We start from the raw sequence: 18,126 nt of genomic DNA, 5'->3' as shown, positions 1-18,126 counted from the left end.
ATTCTATGTTATGAAACGAATTTAAACAAAAAAAAGCAACACTCATTATAGAATATTGCTTTTTTTATAAAATTCATAGGGTAATTTTATTTTATACTAAATAATCCCTCTGGTTTATTTTCAATTTGATTAAAACGCTCGGTACATTCTTTTATGATAGCGTATGCCTCATTCACATCTCCCCAACCTTCAACATCAACTTGTTTATGTTCTAAGTCTTTATAAACTTGAAAGAAATGCTCAATTTCTTTTAACAAGTGTGGATTAATATCAGTCAAGTTTTCTAATGAATTCCAGATTGGATCTGAAACCGGCACACAGATTACTTTTTCATCTGGTCCTTTATCATCTGCCATGTGGAAAACACCAATTGGCTTCACTTCCATCACACATCCGGGAAAAGTAGGTTCGTTTACCAATACCAAAACATCTAATGGATCTCCGTCTAATGCTAATGTTTCTGGTATAAATCCGTAATCTGCCGGATACATCATTGACGAGAATAACATTCTGTCAAAACGCATTCTTTTTATTGCGAAATCATATTCGTATTTATTTCTGCTTCCTCTTGGTATTTCGATTAATACATCGAAAGTTGTTAATTTGTCTGCGGTCATTTCTATTTAGTCTTTTCTATATTTTTATGGCGCAAAAATAAGTAAACTCTAGGTTTTAACAATAAAAAATTAGCGTTATCTTCTATTACGATTTCGATATTCAAAATCAATAGACGATCTTTCTGTTTCTCTTATTCAGATAATAATGCCACAAAAGAAAAGTAGCCATAGATCGATGTGGAATCCACCGTTCTGAATGAACTTCCATTTCCTCTTTCTTATGAATATCAAGTAACTCTTTTATGGTATTGACAACTGCGATATCGCCTAACGGAAGTAAATCTGGCTCTTGCAAACAAAACATCAAATAGATATCGATGGTCCAGTTTCCAATTCCCTTGATTTTAATCAGTTCTTCACGTACTTCAACTGCAGTTTTGGTCCCAAGACTTTCCAATTGAATATCACCATTAATAATCGCCGTTGACAAAGCTCTAATGTATGTGGTTTTTTGACGGCTTACTCCAACTGCTCTAAATTCTTCATCGGATAGGGAAACTAACTTTTCTGGATGAAAATTATTTTCTTTTTCTTTTAGTTTTAAAAAAGTGGCTTTGGCAGAATCGATAGAAACTTGTTGTTCCAAGATTAAAAGTACCAAAGTCTCAAACCCTTCAGGTCTCTTTGGAATGATGGGCAATCCATATTTTTCAATGATACGTTTAAAAATCGGATCATTTTCTGAAAGGTATTCAATAGCGTTTTGCATAAACTGTTTTTTAGCTCAGATGGCCCCGAAACTTCGAAAGAAATAGCTTCTAGAAATGAAAACCAAAAGCCAATTTTACTGTAAAATTATTAGTATCTGGAACATTACGATAATTGCCTCTCCAAGCGAAATCAACACGGAACAATTTAAAAATATTTCCTATTCCCGCAGAATATTCCCAATATACGTCCTCAGGAGCATTATATGGCACTCCCGAAGCATTGATAGCTCTATTCGCATCCGAAATACTTCCATAAACCGCTTTAACACCTACAAATTCTCTCCAATTTAATTTTCGCATAAAAGGAACCCTAGCAAAAAATCTTCCGTTAAAATTATGCTCCCATTGCATTGTCGCATATTCATCGCTTATAAACTCGTAATAATTAAGATTACTAAAAGTGTTCTCTGCGGTAAAATAAGTTTGATTTCCCGGAATCACACTCATTAATCCCAAAGGCACTGTTCCAAAAGTTTTCCCTAACTCAACAATGATATTTGTTCGTCCCAAAGGACCAATAATAATAGGTTGTTTATAATATATTTGAAGTTTATCATATCTAAAATCACTATCCATAACCCCTTCAAATCCATGACTATAATTCACAAAAAGACGACTGTACGGATTATCTATTACGCCTCGTTCCACACCAAAATTAACGGTTTCTCTATTGGGCGTAAACTCCACTTGAACGTTGGCTTCCGATTGTCTAACCTTACTTTCTACAACTCCGGCAGGATTTTCCGCAGTTGGTAAAGTAGAATAATAATCCAGACTAAATGTTGGTGATGCCGATTCCAAACTTCGGTTCGTTACTCCAACCATAAAAGTCAGGTTTTTGACAGGCTCAATTTCGGCGGTCAGTTTAGTCAACCTGATATTGGTCAATTTCCCATTATCTCCCGTACTAAACAAAGCAGATGATGCATTACTTCTCCCCAAAATGTCACTGGTGGTGGTAAGACTGGCTCCAATCTGTTCTATATCGCGTCTGTTTCCTGCAGAAAGTATAATTCGGTTTTTCTTATCTATCATCCATTTCCCCGAAATCCCGTATTTGAATTTATCATCCGACAATCCATAGGCCGTATACGCTTGCAATCGCCAAGGGTCATTGGGGCCAAAATAGGTTCTACCTCCAGTTCGTATGCGTAATCCTTCAATCTCGTTATACCCGAAAGTGGAAAAAATAGGTCCGTAATCAAAATTATTGAATTCGATATAATTACTGGCAATTACAGTAACGAAGTTAGTCAATTGCTTAAATCTTTTGACGGTTTGCAAAGTATCGAGCATCTTATATACACCCAATTCATCTTTGGTTAAATCTTCGAACCGGTTTTCATTCCAATACTCATCGGACTTATTATATACCGCATTGTCAATAAAATTCACTTCTTCTTTGTAAAAAGCAGCAGGTTTTGGCTTATTAAATTCATGATTTCGATAGAAACTGGTTCGCTTACCATATACTCCCTTTGATTTTTCTTTTTTATTTAAAGCAAAATCAGACATCAAGTAATCTCGCGTCAGCAGAAATACAGAGTCATTCATCGTTTCGAATTCCTGCTCGATGTAAATATCTTTTACCCAGTTAATATTGGCACTCTTAGTAACTGCCATATTGATTTTTTTTATGGCAAATGTTGTATCATTCACCCAAAAATCTCCTTTGAAAGTCAATTCGTTCTTACGTCTCGGATAAAAGACAATATTGTAGCACCACTTTTTATCAATGTAAGCACTATCTTTTAATATATAATTGTACACATCAATTCCCGTTTTCGACAGCGGGCTCGTGAAACTTTTATCAAAAAAAGTAAGGTGATTATCGTAAATATTATAGTCAGAATACAAATCTTTCACAAAAGCCAAAATTTGCTGGTTCCCATCAAAACCTGACGTTTTATTGGCTTTCACAACATTCTTTACTTTCTTGATTTTGTTATCGCCGTACACATCCGATATCGCTTCATTTATAAAAATGGGTAAATATGTTTTTCCGGTAACTCGAGAAGTATCAACCTGATCAAAAATGAACTCCATGCCTTTGAAAATTTTGTTTTTCATAAACGCACTATCAATACTATTCATGTCAAACTCCACTTTCTCATACTTTTCCATTTGATACTGGTCAAACAGATACAATCCGTTTTTACGTTTTCTTTCCCATATTTTTCGCAGTATATCAAGTGCGGGATTATTCTTTTTAGAGGTTTTCCCGGTAAAAACAACTACTTCTTTTAGGCTTTCGGCTTCACTTAGCTGAATTTTAAAATTATAATTTACCAATTTTTCCAGGGTAATTTCCTTTTCGGAAAAACCTGCCGAAGATATTATTAAAGTAGTATAGTTTTTTGGAGATTCAATATAAAAACGACCGTCTTCATTAGTGACAATCCCTGTATTAGAACCTTTAAAAACCACATTAGCAAAAGGAATAGGTTGATCCGCTTTATCTACCACAATTCCACTCACTTTTGTTTGCGCAAAAATGGTGTGAGACATTGCAAATAACAAAAACAAACCGAGAAATAATACTTTTTTCATATTTAAAAAAAAACTTCATCAGAGCTATTCTGATGAAGTTTCAAATATAGTAATTAGAAATTTAGATTATCTGAAATTAGGCCATTTAGATTGTTAATTTTAGCCTAAAAATCCTATAATTTAAATACTTATTTTTTATACATTACTTTTTTCACTGCCTTCACAACATCTGCTGCATTTGGTAACCATTCTTTAAGCAATACTGGAGAATATGGCGCAGGAGTATCAGCAGTAGTGATACGTTGGATAGGCGCATCCAGAAAATCGAAAGCACGTTCTTGAACAATATAGGCAATCTCTGAAGAAACACTTGCAAAAGGCCAAGCCTCTTCAAGAATTACCAATCTGTTAGTTTTTTTAACCGAAGTTAAAATCGTATCATGATCCATCGGACGAACCGTTCTTAAATCAACGATTTCACATGAAATTCCTTCTTTGGCCAATTCATCAGCAGCGATATAAGCTTCTTTGATGATTTTTCCAAAAGAAACAATAGTTACATCCGTTCCTTCACGTTTGATATCAGCAACACCTAATGGAATTGTGTATTCCCCTTCAGGAACTTCCCCTTTATCACCATACATTTGCTCAGATTCCATGAAAATAACAGGATCATTATCACGAATCGCAGATTTCAACAATCCTTTTGCATCATAAACATTAGATGGAACCACAACTTTAAGACCCGGAGTATTAGCAAACCAATTCTCTAAAGCTTGTGAGTGAGTCGCTCCTAATTGTCCTGCTGAAGCAGTTGGTCCACGAAAAACAATAGGCACATTAAATTGTCCTCCTGTCATCTGACGCATTTTGGCAGCGTTATTTATAATTTGGTCAATCCCCACTAAACAGAAATTGAACGTCATGTATTCTACAATCGGACGACATCCATTCATCGCTGATCCTACTGCAATACCAGTAAAACCTAACTCTGCAATTGGAGTATCGATTACTCTTTTTTCGCCAAATTCAGCAAGCATTCCTTTAGACGCTTTATAAGCACCATTATATTCAGCAACTTCTTCACCCATTAAGTATATGGACTCATCGTGACGCATTTCTTCACTCATTGCTTCGCAAATGGCCTCTCTAAATTGTATCGTTCTCATATTTTATATTGTATGTGTGTAATTTTCGAAAAGCAAAAATAAATATTTTATATCACTTAAGAGCATAAATCACTTTAAAATAATCAGGAGCTATTTCCGGCTATACGCTATATCCTCCTCTGGCTAAAGAAGCCACAGGAAGGATATCGCTGCTATCCGGGCTACGAAATCGATATAATTACAACACCTGGTCTATCCAGAACCCCACTGCTTGCGTATAATCCAAACAATTAAAATTATTTTGTTAAAAAAAGCTACAAAATTAAACACTAAACAAAGTAAAAAATAACTGGAAGCTTTTGCTCTAAATAATATAGTTTCAATTAAAATAGCAACAAATTAACATTAGACTTACGAAAACGTAATAGTTGTAAAAAAATATTATGCGCGCATAGTAAATTATTCGGATTATTATTTTAAATTTGTCAAGCTTTTTAGAAAATCAAAATATAAACCTATGAAAATATTAGTTTGCATCAGCCACGTTCCTGATACTACTTCAAAAATCAATTTTGTCAATGGCGATTCTGAATTCGATACCAATGGCGTACAATATGTAATCAATCCTAATGATGAATTTGGATTAACTCGCGCCATCTGGTTCCAAGAACAACAAGGAGCGACAGTTACTGTAGTGAATGTTGGAGGACCTGAAACAGAACCAACACTAAGAAAAGCGTTAGCCATTGGAGCTAATGAAGCCATCCGCGTAAACGCAAATCCTGCTGATGGCTTTTACGTAGCCAAACAACTTGCCGAAGTAATCAAAAACGGTGGATACGACATTATCATCGCAGGAAAAGAATCCTTAGATTACAATGGAGGAATGGTTCCGGGTATGATTGCCGGAATTTTAGGGTACAATTTTTTAAACTCATGTGTAAGCCTTACAGTTGAAGGCAACAATGTGAAAGCCGTTCGTGAAATAGATGGTGGTAAAGAAACCGTAAACACAACCTTGCCATTAATCATTGGTGGCCAAAAAGGATTAGTAGAAGAAAAAGACTTACGTATTCCAAATATGAGAGGAATCATGACAGCAAGAACAAAAGCATTAGCCATTGTGGAACCTGTAGAGGCCAACGTAAATACAAAATCGGTTAAATTTGAAAAACCGGCTCCTAAATCTGCAGTAAAACTAATCTCCGCAGACAATTTAGATGAATTAATCAACCTTTTACATAACGAAGCGAAAGTAATCTAGTAATCAGTGTTCAGTCGCAGTTTTCAGTTAAGAAACTTTAAACTTTAAACCTGAAACTTTAAATAAAAAAATCATGTCAATATTAATATATGCAGAATACGCAGAAGGAAAATTTAAGAAAGTAGCTTTCGAATTGGCTTCCTATGCAAAAAAAGTAGCTGAAACTTTAGGAACAACCGTTACAGCCGTAACGATAAACGCTGGAGACGTTTCGGAATTATCTAAATACGGAGTAGACAAAGTATTAAAAGTAAACAATGATAAATTATCCGGTTTTACAGCAAAAGCATACGCTGATATAATCAAACAAGCCGCTGAAAAAGAGAACGCTAAATTAGTGTTACTTTCGTCTACAACTGACAGCATTTACCTGTCATCACTTGTGGCAGTTGCCTTAGAAGCAGGTTATGCTTCCAATGTGGTTGGATTACCAGTAAGCACTTCCCCTTTTCAAGTAAAAAGAACTGCTTTTTCAAATAAAGCTTTCAATATTACTGAAATCACTACCGATGTGAAAGTACTTGGTCTTGCCAAAAACTCCTATGGAATTTTCGAAAACGCCACAACAACATCAGAAGAAGATTTTAATCCAAGCATTGGAGACAATGATTTTGGAGTAAAAGTAGAATCAGTGGAAAAAGGCTCAGGAAAAGTTTCTATTGCAGATGCAGATATTGTAGTATCTGGCGGACGTGGTTTAAAAGGACCTGAAAACTGGGGAATGATTGAAGAGTTAGCTGCTGTACTTGGAGCTGCAACAGCCTGTTCAAAACCAGTTTCTGATTTAGGATGGAGACCTCACGGAGAACACGTAGGACAAACAGGAAAACCGGTGGCAACCAATTTATACATCGCTATTGGAATTTCTGGAGCAATACAACATATTGCCGGAGTTAATTCCTCAAAAGTAAAAGTGGTTATCAACAGCGATCCGGAAGCACCTTTCTTCAAAGTTGCAGACTACGGAGTTGTAGGTGATGCTTTTGAAATCGTACCTCAATTAATCGAAAAACTAAAAGCTTTTAAAGCACAGCATTCGTAATTTAAAATATTTTATAATCAATTATAGCTACCAAAAACAAGATAATCGTATCTTTGTTTTCCGGTAGCTTTTTTGTTGCCCTTTTTTTATTAAAATTGTACTTTATTTTTAATACAACAACTCTTAAACAGGGCCCTTTATACTTTTCATATAAAAAAAATGAGCTTAGTTAAATTATCCATAAAAGGAATCTCTTACAGTCAAACTCAAAATGGAGCATATGCATTGATTTTGAACGAGGTTGACGGCGAAAGAAAATTACCAATTGTCATAGGTGCTTTTGAAGCCCAATCTATTGCTATTGCTTTAGAAAAAGAAATAAAACCTCCTCGCCCTTTAACCCATGATTTATTCAAAAATTTTGCTGATCGATTTGATATTGTAGTAAAACAAGTGATCATCCATAAACTAGTGGATGGTGTTTTTTACTCGAGCATCATTTGCGAAAGAGACAAAATAGAGGAAATAATAGACGCCCGTACTTCTGACGCTATTGCTTTGGCCTTACGATTTAACGCTCCTATTTTTACCTATAAAAACATTCTCGACAAAGCCGGAATATATTTAAAATCAAATCTTTCGGATGCCAATAAAGATTCTCAGGAAATAGATGATGTCCTTTCTCATCCGGAAACATTTGGTCAGGAAGAGGAAAGTAATAAATCGGGCGAAACCTATTCCAAACATAGTCTACAGGAATTAAACGAATTACTTGATCAGGCCGTATCCCATGAAGATTACGAAAAAGCGGCGAAAATCAGAGACGAAATTTCAAAAAGAGAATCTTAAAAAAGTATTAAGCTCTAGGCTCTATGCTTAAGCAAAAAAACTATCAACTTTAGCATACAGCTCGTAGCCTACAGCATAAAGCATCAAACACATGAAGCAATATTTAGATTTAGTACAACATGTCATGCAGAATGGTTGCCAAAAAGGAGACCGAACAGGAACTGGAACAAAAAGTGTATTTGGATACCAAATGCGTTTTGACCTGAACGAAGGTTTTCCAATGGTTACCACCAAAAAATTACATCTAAAATCAATCATTTATGAACTGCTTTGGTTCTTGAAAGGAGATACCAACATTGGCTACCTTCAAGAAAACGGAGTGAAAATTTGGGATGCCTGGGCTGATGCCAATGGCGATTTAGGACCAGTATACGGCCACCAATGGCGCAACTGGAATAGCGAAGAAATAGACCAGATTTCAGAACTTATCAAAGAGCTAAAAACCAATCCAAACAGTCGCAGAATGCTGGTTTCGGCTTGGAATCCTTCTGTACTTCCGGATACAGGAAAATCATTTGACGAAAATGTAGCCAACAATAAAGCTGCTTTACCTCCTTGTCACGCCTTTTTTCAGTTTTATGTTTCTGACGGAAAATTATCTTGTCAGTTATACCAACGCAGCGCCGATATTTTTCTGGGCGTACCTTTTAACATTGCTTCCTATGCCCTGCTAACAATGATGATTGCACAGGTTTGTGATTTAGGCGTAGGCGAATTCATCCACACTTTTGGTGATGCGCACATTTACAACAATCACTTTGAACAACTCGAATTACAATTGTCTCGTGAACCAAAACCATTGCCAAAAATGATTTTGAATCCCGAAATAAAAAACATTTTCGATTTCGATTTTGAGGACTTTACATTGGAAGGATATGAACCACACGCACTTATAAAAGGAAATGTTGCAGTTTAAGTATTCATAAATATATTTTTCTTACATTTATGACTACAAAATAAAAACAGCAAATAGCACGATATTTTATTTTAAAGAGTAAAAAACAGGTTGTAATAAACTTTTACAAAGAATTGTAGTGTATACTCATGCTGTCAATACAAAAATAAATATTCGGGCATGAAACGTAAGAACATTATCTTAATCCTTTTAATCTTAACGTACTTAAACAATCAAGCCAGTCTAAATGCTCAAGAACTGGAGCCTAGAACCTACACTAATATACCTATTGGGCTAAATTTTTTAATTAACGGGTATGCATACTCCCATGGTGATTTATCATTTGGACCTAATTTACCAATCACCAATGCCAAATTAAATATTTCAACTGCAATAATTGCATATGCAAGATCATTCCGTTTTGCTGGGACATCTGCAAAAATTGATGCTGTTATCCCATACACATGGCTAAACGGAACAGCCCTATATAATGATGAACCGACTAGCCGAGAGATAAACGGATTAACAGATACCAAATTTCGACTATCCGTAAATATTATCGGAGCCCCACCTTTAACCTTAAAAGATTTCAAAAATCATACACAAGATCTTGTGGTTGGAATAAGTTTACAAACAACAGTACCCACTGGACAATACGACTCAAGCAAATTAGTCAATATTGGCACCAATAGATGGTCATTTAAATCAGAAATAGGAGCATCAAAAACCGTCAAAAATTGGATTTTTGAACTGGCAGCGAGCACCACTTTTTACGGTGATAACAATAATTTCTTTGGAGGTAAAACCAGGGAACAAGACATCTTGTATTCATTACAAGGTCACAGTATATACTCTTTCAGCAAGGGAATATGGCTTGCCGTTGATGCCACCTATTATCAAGGTGGAAGAAGTACTGTAGACAATTTAATAAATAATGATTTACAAGAAAATTGGCGCTTAGGAGGAACATTAAGCTTCCCGATAACTAAACTATATTCTGCCAAGTTATTCGCTAGCAGCGGAGTGTCAGCAAGAACTGGCAATAATTATGATTTAGTCGGAATTGGAATCCAATACCGATGGGGAAACGGACTCACAACAGCTATTAAATAGCTATTTTTTGCTTAATAAACCTGTTCCAAACGTCTCGTCTTAATTCAAATTACCCTTAAAATAAAAAAATCCGCTTCACAGCGGATTTTTCTATATAATTATTATACCGATAAAACACTATTTTCTGTACCGGCAAAATCATTCCATTTAAAAGAATCTGCCTCCGGCTCATTAACAAACTCGCCGTCAATTACATATTTGAATTCATAAGACGCATCTTTATTCAAATCGTAAGCACCTTTAAAAGTTCCGTTCTTTAATTTACTTAAAGCTCCTTCAGCAACATCCCAATTATTGAAATCACCCACTACTGATACTGAATTTGCTTCTTTTGCATCTACTGAAAAAGTAACCTTACAAACTGGTTTTGTTTTTATAAATTGTTTCTTTATTGACATAACTATTTCATTTTTAGATTTATGTGACAAAGGAAGCGAAATCATTTGAACCTACAAAGAGCCAAAAGAAGTTTTAGGATAATAACAAAAACTTCCCCTGTTTTTGATTTTATTCTTAATTTAAACTACGATATTTTTTGTATCCTAAATAAGAAATCCTTTTCGGATTAAATATTCAATAATCAGAAGAATGACTTTCAGAAATAAATTTTACCTTTATAATCTAAATTTAAATTCATGGAAAAAGAACAACACGAACAATATGAATACGCCAGAAGACGTATTAAGCAAAAAAAAAGGCTCTATTTTCATTTTGTATTATTACTTATAGGAAGTTTATTTTTATTTGTTGCCCATAATTTTTTTGGCATCGGCATCAATTCAGACTGGCATATTTGGTTAATTACATTATGGCTTTTTCTTTTTATTTTACACTTTATCAAAGTGTACATAACTGATCGTTTTATGAATAAAAATTGGGAAAGAGAACAAATAGATCGTCTTGTGGCTTTACAGAAAAAAAGAATAGACCAACTACAAAGTAAAGTAAACGAAGATTCTTAAAACAAACATGAAAATATGATTATAATGATTGCGGCTGTAGCCGAAAATAATGCTCTTGGAAAAAACAACGAATTAGTCTGGCATCTTCCAAATGATTTTAAAAGATTTAAAGCCCTTACTTCTGGACACCATATTATTATGGGAAGAAAAACATTCGAAAGTTTTCCTAAACCATTACCGAACAGAACCCATATTGTAATTAGCCGTCAAAAAGAATATTGCCCAGAGGGCTGTATTGTTGTAGATAGTATTGAGAAAGCCATCGCAATTTGCCCTGCAGAAGAAGTTTCTTACATTATAGGTGGAGGAGAAATTTACACCCTGGGACTTTCTTTCTCAGACAAAATCGAGATCACCAGAGTGCATGATCATTTTGAAGCAGATGCTTTTTTTCCAGAGATTAGCCCTGAGGAATGGGAAATTATTGAATCCGAATTTAACACCAAAGATGAAAAACATCTTTACGATTACACCTATCAGACTTTCATTAGAAAATAAAAAAAAACATCCCTCAATCAGGGATGTTTTTTTTCACAATGATTTAGGGAAATGACCTACTCTTGAAAGAGTATTTGATAACATAAAATAAAAATTACAAATACCAATAAAACCCCAGAAATGAAGGTTATGACATTTGAAGTTTTTTGAGAGTACATCTCAAAAAAGCCTTTAATACCAAATACCACGAAGGTACTAAAGACAAAGAAAATTAAAATTTCCAAAAACAAATTTAATCCTAAGAACGTGTTTTGCCCTTTAAATACGATACTGTTAAAAAAAACAGCACCTTCAAAACAGCTTACAAGAACAAATGAGATTAGCAAGGCAAAAACCATCCATTTGATTTGAGTCATTAAATCCCTATTAATCATTGCAAAAATATTTAAATTTTTATAGAGCAAATTTGATCAATAAAAACATTCGTCACAATACCCACTTTTAGTGATATTTCATCAAAATGCTATTTTCTACCTCCAAATACCCGCCCTTTTTATTTGAAATAAGAAAAAAAATGGCCTCCTAAATTCATAAAAATAAAGTTCTCCCCTTATTTTGAAACCCATTTATAGTTTGTATAGTTTGTATTATATTTGTACAAATTAAAAAAATGTCTGAAAAAATAACTCCCTATAAAAATTCTTCCTTAGGTAAGAAAGAACAAGTTGCACAAATGTTTGATACCATTTCCGGAAATTATGACAATCTTAACCGTGTCATTTCTTTTGGTATAGATATTAAATGGCGTAAAAAAGTACTGCAAATGGTTTCAAAATCCAATCCAAAAACCATCCTGGATATTGCCACAGGAACTGGAGACTTAGCCATTTTAATGGCCCAAACCAAAGCTGAAAAAATCATTGGACTAGACATTTCCGAAGGGATGCTGGAAGTGGGCAAGAAAAAAATTACGGCAAAAAACCTATCAAACACCATCGAAATGGTTTTGGGTGATTCTGAAAACATGCCTTTTGAAGACAACTATTTTGACGCTATTACCGTTGCTTTCGGTGTTAGAAATTTTGAAAATCTCGAAAAAGGATTAGCAGAAATTTTAAGAGTATTAAAACCTAACGGTTTGTTTGTGATTTTGGAAACCTCGGTGCCGGACAAAACCCCTTATAAACAAGGTTATAATTTTTACAGTAAAAACATCCTGCCGATCATTGGAAAATTGTTTTCTAAAGACGATGTAGCGTATGGCTATTTATCGGAATCTGCCGCCGCTTTCCCGTATGGTGAAGCATTAAACAATATTTTGAGAAAAATTGGGTTTATAGATGTGGAAGCAATGCCGCAAACATTTGGAGTTGCTACTATCTACTCAGCTTCTAAAAAATAATACTGAAGAAATTTTCTGCCAAAATATGAAAAAAATATTTTTTTTAATTTTATTTTCCTTAACCATAAATGGTCATGCTCAGTTTACCAAAAGTATATTCAGCAAAGACCCTATTATCAATTTGGAAAACTGGCAAAAACAAAAACTCTATTTTGGATTCTTTTTAGGATTCAATTCCTATGATTTCAAAATAGATTATAAAACTGTAGGTCCGGATATTCAGGTTGACAAAACAACAGGGTTCAATGTGGGTGTAGTTGCAGATTTGAGACTTCAGGAATATATCAATTTACGATTTGAACCTGGACTTTATATCGCAAAAAGAGATTTGCATTTTCCCAATTTCACAACTGAAAACGATGCTCTGAGGGAAGTGAACAGTACCTATATTCATTTTCCTTTACTCCTGAAATTCTCGTCTTTAAGAACTGGAAATATTCGCCCTTATTTATTAGGTGGTGTATCAGCAAATTTAAATTTATCAAGCAATTCAAAATCCATAGACGATAATGAAGAACAACGTTTTAGAGTAGACGCCTGGACAACTAATTATGAATTGGGCTTTGGTATTGATATATTTTCGGAATATTTCATTTTTTCTCCTTCAATAAGAGGTTCATTTGGAATCAACAATGAATTAATTCCCGATGATGACCCAAACAGCCCTTGGACCGGCAATATTGAATCGATGAAATCCAGGGCAATTTTCATCAATTTCACTTTTCATTAAAAAACAGTTTATGGTATTTGGTCTCAACATTCCGTTCTCATAGTAAATAGCGACAGAATACTGAATACTGAACACTAAAATTTACCTCTGCGAAATTCACTTAGAACAATTGCTGTTGCTGTAGCCACATTCAAACTTTCCGTTTTTTGGAGATCTCCAAAACGAGGGATTGTTAGTCTGTTTTTAATTAATTTTTCTAAATCTTCGGAAATTCCATTGGCTTCATTGCCCATAATAATAATTCCTTCCTGAGGCAGATTGGTACTGTATATATTGGTTCCATCCATGAAAGTTCCAAAAACAGGCAACTTTGTTTGTGCAATGAAAGCATTCAGATCAATATAATTTACATTTACTCTGGTTATGGATCCCATGGTGGCCTGAACGACTTTAGGATTAAAAATATCAACCGTTTCTTTTGAACATAATAATTGATTAATTCCAAACCAATCACACAAACGCAATATGGTTCCTAAATTTCCCGGATCACGAATACTGTCAAGAGCGAGAATCAAACCTGCCTCGACAATTTCTTTTTCTTTAGGCATTTTAAAAACAGCTAAACAAGTGTTTGGAGTTGCCAAAGCGCTAATTTTTTTTAAATCACTTTCGTTTATCAAGCTTTTTTTTACACTTGAAACCTCCTCAAAATCATTTTGCGTGGTATATAAATGTTCAAGTTTAAAATTAGATTGCAAAAGTTCCTGAATTACTTTTACTCCTTCGGCAAAAAACAATTGATTCGCGATTCGTTGTTTTTTTTGGTGCAAACTCGATATAAGCTTTATTTGGTTTTTACTAACCATAAAAAAATGTACTTTTGAATTAAATATTTTAGAACACTTGAAAAAGATTTCCACAAAAATAGCAGCATTTATTCTAATTGCAATAGTAATTTGCGCATGTAATGCTGTAAAAAGAGTTCCAGAGGGTAAATTACTACTCACAAAAAACGAAATTTCAGCAAATAACAAAACAATCCGTGACGAAAATATTTTTAATCAGTTGTATCAAACACCAAACGGAAACTTATTGGGTTTTCCCCTGCGATTGAACATATACAATATGGCTAATTTAAATCCGGACTCCACTTATCAAGCAAAATTCGACAACAACCCCGGTAAATACGAGCGCATGTCAAAATGGTTATCGGCAAAGCAAGTAGATCGATTGGGCAAATCTTTTTGGTACTATGGCATTCATGACTTTTTGAAAAAAACCGGTGAAGCTCCCGTAATTATTGATAAAACAAAAGCAGACAAATCTGCCTTGAGATTAAAATATTATTATTTTAATAACGGTTATTTTAATGTTACTACCGACTATAAAATAGACACCATCAGCACAAAAAAAGCAAAAATAAAATACACTGTAACTACTGGAAAACCATACACCTTAGACACATTAAAGACAACTATTTCAACACCCGCTTTAGACTCATTATATGAAATAAACAAATCCAATACATTTTTAAAATCCGGAAACCAATACAAAACAGAGGATTTTGAAAATGAGAAAAACAGAATTACCACTAATTTCAGAAACAATGGCGCTTATTACTTTCAGCCCAATTATGTCACCTTTGATGTTGATACTATTAAAAAAGTAAATCAGGCAAATATAAATTTGGTCATTAATAACTATACGTATCAAGAAAGAGATTCCAGTAGAACGGAACCTTTTAAAATATATAAAATAAGTGATGTGGATATTTACACTGACTATTCCCCATCTGATAAAGATCTAAAAATCACTGACAGTACTACTTACAATAACTTTAACCTTTATAGCAGAGGCAAATTAAGATATAGACCGAAAGCCATAACCGATGCTATATTTGTCACCAAAGGAACTTTATTCGCTGATTATAAAACAGTACTGACAACTCGTTATTTAAATAATCTTAAAATTTTTAATTACCCATCTATACAGTACGAGGTAGACAAAAGAGATTCTACAGCTCAATCTTTGATTGCGAAAGTATATTTAACTCCACGAAAAAAGTACAGTTTTGGGGCTACATTTGATGTCACACATTCTAATATACAAGACTTTGGGATCGGAATGAGTGCTTCTGAAACGATTCGAAACGTTTTTAACGGAGCTGAAACCTTAGAATTTGCCGCCCGTGGAAACATTGGATCCTCACAAGATTTAGCTAATCCTAACAATACTTTTTTTAATGTTTCAGAATATGGATTAGATTTAAAATTGAATTTTCCCCGAATTTTCATGCCTTTCAATACAGAAAAAATCATTCCCAAAAGTATGATTCCGTCGACACTTATCACGACCGGTATTGCAAAACAGAGAAATATTGGACTGGATAAAGAAAATGTCACGGGTATATTCTCCTATAATTGGACTCCAAAAAGAAACAATACAGCCCGGTTTGATCTTTTTAATGCCCAATTCGTCAGAAACCTTAATCCACAGAACTATTTCAATGTATACAGCTCTTCATACGATGCATTAAACAATATTGCTCAAGACTTCAACACCAATCCTGATTACGTAGAGAATGGTGATTTGATAATCGAATCCGGTACGTCCGGTTTTACAAACGATGTGTTATCAGGAAACACTGTTTTGACTCCTCAGGATGAAGAATATCAAACAGTGGAAGGCATTGAAGAAAGAAGAATGCGACTTACTGAGAATGATTTTATTCTAGCAACCAGTTTTACCTTTACAAAAACAACGAAAAAAGATTTATCTGACAACAATTTTTATCTTTTTAAAACTAAAATAGAATCTGCAGGATCTCTTTTATCCTTGATCTCTAAAACCGCAAATTTGCCTAAAAATGAAAAAGGTCATTACGAAATCTTTAATTTAGAGTATTCTGAATATATAAAAACAGAATTTGACTATATCAAGCATTGGGACTTATCCAAAGAAAAAGTTTTAGCTGTCAGGAGCTTTTTTGGTATTGCAATTCCCTTTGGAAATGCGGACTACATTCCTTTCTCCCGAAGTTATTATGCTGGGGGATCAAATGACAACAGAGCATGGGCACCCTATGGTTTAGGACCGGGAAGTACCGGAGCCATAAACGACTTTAATGAAGCAAATATGAAAATTGCCCTTAGCGGTGAATTTAGATTTAAAGTTTTTGGCAGTCTTAAAGGAGCCTTATTTGCTGATGCCGGCAACATCTGGAATGTCCTTGATAATATGACTTTAGAAAAAGCCACTTTTAACGGATTAAAAGACTTAAAAGAAATTGCATTAGGAACTGGATTTGGGTTGCGATACGATTTAAGTTTTTTTGTTATTCGCTTTGATTTAGGTTTCAAAACCTACAATCCGGCCAATGAAAACGGCAAACGATGGTTCAATGAATATAATTTTGCCAACTCCGTTTTAAATTTTGGAATAAATTATCCGTTCTAATGCTAATTAATTCTTATTTTTGCAAACTAAAAACTAAAAAAACAATTTAAAAAAATTACAATGGCACACAACATAAAACCGGGCGTAGCTACAGGAGATCAAGTACAGGAAATTTTCAAATATGCAAAAGAAAAAGGATTTGCACTTCCTGCAGTAAATGTTACTGGATCAAACACAATTAATGGTGTTCTTGAAACAGCCGCTAAACTTAATGCCCCAGTTATTATCCAATTTTCAAATGGAGGAGCACAATTTAACGCTGGAAAAGGACTTTCTAATGCTGGTGAAAAAGCAGCTATTGCTGGTGGAATTGCTGGAGCCTTACATATTCATACATTAGCGGAAGCATACGGAGCAACAGTAATATTGCATACTGATCACTGCGCTAAAAAATTATTACCTTGGATTGATGGTTTATTAGATGCTTCTGAAAAACATTTTGCAGAAACAGGAAAACCATTATTCTCTTCTCACATGATTGATTTATCTGAAGAGCCTATCGAAGAAAACATCGAAATTTGCAAAGGTTATTTAGCTAGAATGAGCAAAATGGGAATGACTTTGGAAATCGAACTTGGAATTACAGGTGGTGAAGAAGACGGTGTTGACAATTCTGATGTTGACAGTTCAAAACTATATACTCAACCTTCTGAAGTATCTTATGCTTACGAAGAATTATCAAAAGTAAGCCCAAGATTTACAATCGCAGCTTCTTTTGGAAACGTTCACGGTGTTTACAAACCAGGAAACGTAAAATTAACTCCGAAAATCTTAAAAAATTCTCAAGACTACGTTCAAGAAAAATTCCAAACAGGACATAACCCGGTTGATTTCGTTTTCCACGGTGGATCTGGTTCTACATTAGAAGAAATCAGAGAAGCTATTGGTTATGGTGTAATTAAAATGAACATCGATACAGATTTACAATTTGCATTTACAGAAGGCATCCGTGATTATATGGTTAAAAACATTGATTACCTAAAAACTCAAATCGGAAATCCTGACGGAGCTGATGTTCCTAACAAGAAATATTACGATCCAAGAAAATGGTTGCGTGAAAGTGAAATCACATTCAACGCTAGACTTGAGCAAGCTTTTGCTGACTTAAACAACGTGAATACACTATAAAAATAGTGTTCAGTGTTCTGTTTTTTAGTGTTCAGTTATCA

Annotated in this window: 17 protein-coding genes; 11 read left to right on the top strand and 6 right to left on the bottom strand. The window is 34.3% G+C overall.

Translation table 11 applies throughout. The features are described from left to right. Window positions 1-86: 86 nt before the first annotated feature. From ABEB23_RS12965 to ABEB23_RS12950, 4 genes are all read right to left on the bottom strand, one after another. Complete coding sequence (locus tag ABEB23_RS12965; protein ID WP_348813026.1) at window positions 87-617, bottom strand: inorganic diphosphatase; 531 nt, start codon at window positions 615-617, stop codon at window positions 87-89. A gap of 106 nt (window positions 618-723) precedes the next feature. After that, window positions 724-1,326 carry a DNA-3-methyladenine glycosylase family protein gene (locus ABEB23_RS12960; RefSeq protein WP_348813025.1) on the bottom strand — a complete coding sequence of 201 codons (603 nt, stop codon included), beginning with the start codon at window positions 1,324-1,326 and terminating at the stop codon, window positions 724-726. A gap of 49 nt (window positions 1,327-1,375) precedes the next feature. Next, on the bottom strand, window positions 1,376-3,877 hold the full coding sequence (locus tag ABEB23_RS12955) for a DUF5686 and carboxypeptidase-like regulatory domain-containing protein (protein ID WP_348813024.1): 2,502 nt from the start codon (window positions 3,875-3,877) through the stop codon (window positions 1,376-1,378). 128 nt (window positions 3,878-4,005) lie between these two features. Beyond that, window positions 4,006-4,986 (bottom strand): pyruvate dehydrogenase complex E1 component subunit beta, encoded by a 981-nt coding sequence (locus tag ABEB23_RS12950; RefSeq protein WP_348813023.1) that lies wholly within the window; start codon window positions 4,984-4,986, stop codon window positions 4,006-4,008. 457 nt (window positions 4,987-5,443) lie between these two features. On the opposite strand from ABEB23_RS12950, the gene ABEB23_RS12945 reads away from it, so the two are divergent. The 5 genes from ABEB23_RS12945 to ABEB23_RS12925 all read left to right on the top strand — a co-directional run bounded on the left by ABEB23_RS12945 (window position 5,444) and on the right by ABEB23_RS12925 (window position 10,029). Then, a complete protein-coding gene (locus tag ABEB23_RS12945) occupies window positions 5,444-6,190 on the top strand; it encodes an electron transfer flavoprotein subunit beta/FixA family protein (RefSeq protein WP_348813022.1) in 747 nt (248 codons plus the stop codon). Between the two features lie 73 nt (window positions 6,191-6,263). Continuing rightward, window positions 6,264-7,232 (top strand): electron transfer flavoprotein subunit alpha/FixB family protein, encoded by a 969-nt coding sequence (locus ABEB23_RS12940; protein ID WP_348813021.1) that lies wholly within the window; start codon window positions 6,264-6,266, stop codon window positions 7,230-7,232. A gap of 159 nt (window positions 7,233-7,391) precedes the next feature. Further along, complete coding sequence (locus ABEB23_RS12935) at window positions 7,392-8,021, top strand: bifunctional nuclease domain-containing protein (RefSeq protein ID WP_348813020.1); 630 nt, start codon at window positions 7,392-7,394, stop codon at window positions 8,019-8,021. 91 nt (window positions 8,022-8,112) lie between these two features. After that, window positions 8,113-8,937 carry a thymidylate synthase gene (locus ABEB23_RS12930; RefSeq protein ID WP_348813019.1) on the top strand — a complete coding sequence of 275 codons (825 nt, stop codon included), beginning with the start codon at window positions 8,113-8,115 and terminating at the stop codon, window positions 8,935-8,937. Window positions 8,938-9,096: 159 nt separating this feature from the next. Further along, window positions 9,097-10,029, top strand: a complete 933-nt coding sequence (locus tag ABEB23_RS12925; RefSeq protein WP_348813018.1) for a transporter — start codon at window positions 9,097-9,099, stop codon at window positions 10,027-10,029. A 101-nt stretch (window positions 10,030-10,130) separates the two neighbouring features. On the opposite strand, the gene ABEB23_RS12920 is transcribed toward ABEB23_RS12925, so the two are convergent. Further along, window positions 10,131-10,427: an isoamylase early set domain-containing protein gene (locus ABEB23_RS12920; protein ID WP_348813017.1), complete on the bottom strand. Its 297-nt coding sequence runs from the start codon at window positions 10,425-10,427 to the stop codon at window positions 10,131-10,133. Between the two features lie 237 nt (window positions 10,428-10,664). On the opposite strand from ABEB23_RS12920, the gene ABEB23_RS12915 reads away from it, so the two are divergent. The 4 genes from ABEB23_RS12915 (at window position 10,665) to porT (ending at window position 13,561) form a co-directional block, all read left to right on the top strand. Next, window positions 10,665-10,991, top strand: coding sequence for a 2TM domain-containing protein (locus ABEB23_RS12915; RefSeq protein ID WP_348813016.1), 327 nt, complete (start codon window positions 10,665-10,667; stop codon window positions 10,989-10,991). A 15-nt stretch (window positions 10,992-11,006) separates the two neighbouring features. After that, window positions 11,007-11,489: a dihydrofolate reductase gene (locus tag ABEB23_RS12910; RefSeq protein ID WP_348813015.1), complete on the top strand. Its 483-nt coding sequence runs from the start codon at window positions 11,007-11,009 to the stop codon at window positions 11,487-11,489. 610 nt (window positions 11,490-12,099) lie between these two features. Beyond that, a complete protein-coding gene (ubiE, locus tag ABEB23_RS12905; protein WP_348813014.1) occupies window positions 12,100-12,831 on the top strand; it encodes a bifunctional demethylmenaquinone methyltransferase/2-methoxy-6-polyprenyl-1,4-benzoquinol methylase UbiE in 732 nt (243 codons plus the stop codon). 25 nt (window positions 12,832-12,856) lie between these two features. Next, complete coding sequence (gene porT / locus ABEB23_RS12900; protein WP_348813013.1) at window positions 12,857-13,561, top strand: type IX secretion/gliding motility protein PorT/SprT; 705 nt, start codon at window positions 12,857-12,859, stop codon at window positions 13,559-13,561. Between the two features lie 74 nt (window positions 13,562-13,635). On the opposite strand, the gene ABEB23_RS12895 is transcribed toward porT, so the two are convergent. Further along, window positions 13,636-14,367, bottom strand: a complete 732-nt coding sequence (locus ABEB23_RS12895; protein WP_348813012.1) for a TrmH family RNA methyltransferase — start codon at window positions 14,365-14,367, stop codon at window positions 13,636-13,638. 37 nt (window positions 14,368-14,404) lie between these two features. On the opposite strand from ABEB23_RS12895, the gene tamL reads away from it, so the two are divergent. Together tamL and fbaA are read left to right on the top strand one after the other, a co-directional pair. Next, complete coding sequence (gene tamL / locus ABEB23_RS12890) at window positions 14,405-16,957, top strand: translocation and assembly module lipoprotein TamL (RefSeq protein WP_348813011.1); 2,553 nt, start codon at window positions 14,405-14,407, stop codon at window positions 16,955-16,957. Between the two features lie 60 nt (window positions 16,958-17,017). Further along, a complete protein-coding gene (gene fbaA / locus ABEB23_RS12885) occupies window positions 17,018-18,085 on the top strand; it encodes a class II fructose-bisphosphate aldolase (protein WP_348813010.1) in 1,068 nt (355 codons plus the stop codon). Window positions 18,086-18,126: the final 41 nt, after the last annotated feature.

This window comes from Flavobacterium maritimum, assembly GCF_040049085.1.
GTDB classification, from domain to species: domain Bacteria; phylum Bacteroidota; class Bacteroidia; order Flavobacteriales; family Flavobacteriaceae; genus Flavobacterium; species Flavobacterium maritimum.
Note: the sequence above shows the minus strand (reverse complement) of the source record. Positions and strands in the feature narration are given on the sequence as shown.

What these genes read in the sequence shown, in the direction of transcription:
- ABEB23_RS12965 (WP_348813026.1), bottom strand. Translation starts at nt 617, where the DNA reads ATGACCGCAGACAAATTAACAACTTTCGATGTATTAATCGAAATACCA.
- ABEB23_RS12960 (WP_348813025.1), bottom strand. Translation starts at nt 1,326, where the DNA reads ATGCAAAACGCTATTGAATACCTTTCAGAAAATGATCCGATTTTTAAA.
- ABEB23_RS12955 (WP_348813024.1), bottom strand. Translation starts at nt 3,877, where the DNA reads ATGAAAAAAGTATTATTTCTCGGTTTGTTTTTGTTATTTGCAATGTCT.
- ABEB23_RS12950 (WP_348813023.1), bottom strand. Translation starts at nt 4,986, where the DNA reads ATGAGAACGATACAATTTAGAGAGGCCATTTGCGAAGCAATGAGTGAA.
- ABEB23_RS12945 (WP_348813022.1), top strand. Translation starts at nt 5,444, where the DNA reads ATGAAAATATTAGTTTGCATCAGCCACGTTCCTGATACTACTTCAAAA.
- ABEB23_RS12940 (WP_348813021.1), top strand. Translation starts at nt 6,264, where the DNA reads ATGTCAATATTAATATATGCAGAATACGCAGAAGGAAAATTTAAGAAA.
- ABEB23_RS12935 (WP_348813020.1), top strand. Translation starts at nt 7,392, where the DNA reads ATGAGCTTAGTTAAATTATCCATAAAAGGAATCTCTTACAGTCAAACT.
- ABEB23_RS12930 (WP_348813019.1), top strand. Translation starts at nt 8,113, where the DNA reads ATGAAGCAATATTTAGATTTAGTACAACATGTCATGCAGAATGGTTGC.
- ABEB23_RS12925 (WP_348813018.1), top strand. Translation starts at nt 9,097, where the DNA reads ATGAAACGTAAGAACATTATCTTAATCCTTTTAATCTTAACGTACTTA.
- ABEB23_RS12920 (WP_348813017.1), bottom strand. Translation starts at nt 10,427, where the DNA reads ATGTCAATAAAGAAACAATTTATAAAAACAAAACCAGTTTGTAAGGTT.
- ABEB23_RS12915 (WP_348813016.1), top strand. Translation starts at nt 10,665, where the DNA reads ATGGAAAAAGAACAACACGAACAATATGAATACGCCAGAAGACGTATT.
- ABEB23_RS12910 (WP_348813015.1), top strand. Translation starts at nt 11,007, where the DNA reads ATGATTATAATGATTGCGGCTGTAGCCGAAAATAATGCTCTTGGAAAA.
- ubiE (WP_348813014.1), top strand. Translation starts at nt 12,100, where the DNA reads ATGTCTGAAAAAATAACTCCCTATAAAAATTCTTCCTTAGGTAAGAAA.
- porT (WP_348813013.1), top strand. Translation starts at nt 12,857, where the DNA reads ATGAAAAAAATATTTTTTTTAATTTTATTTTCCTTAACCATAAATGGT.
- ABEB23_RS12895 (WP_348813012.1), bottom strand. Translation starts at nt 14,367, where the DNA reads ATGGTTAGTAAAAACCAAATAAAGCTTATATCGAGTTTGCACCAAAAA.
- fbaA (WP_348813010.1), top strand. Translation starts at nt 17,018, where the DNA reads ATGGCACACAACATAAAACCGGGCGTAGCTACAGGAGATCAAGTACAG.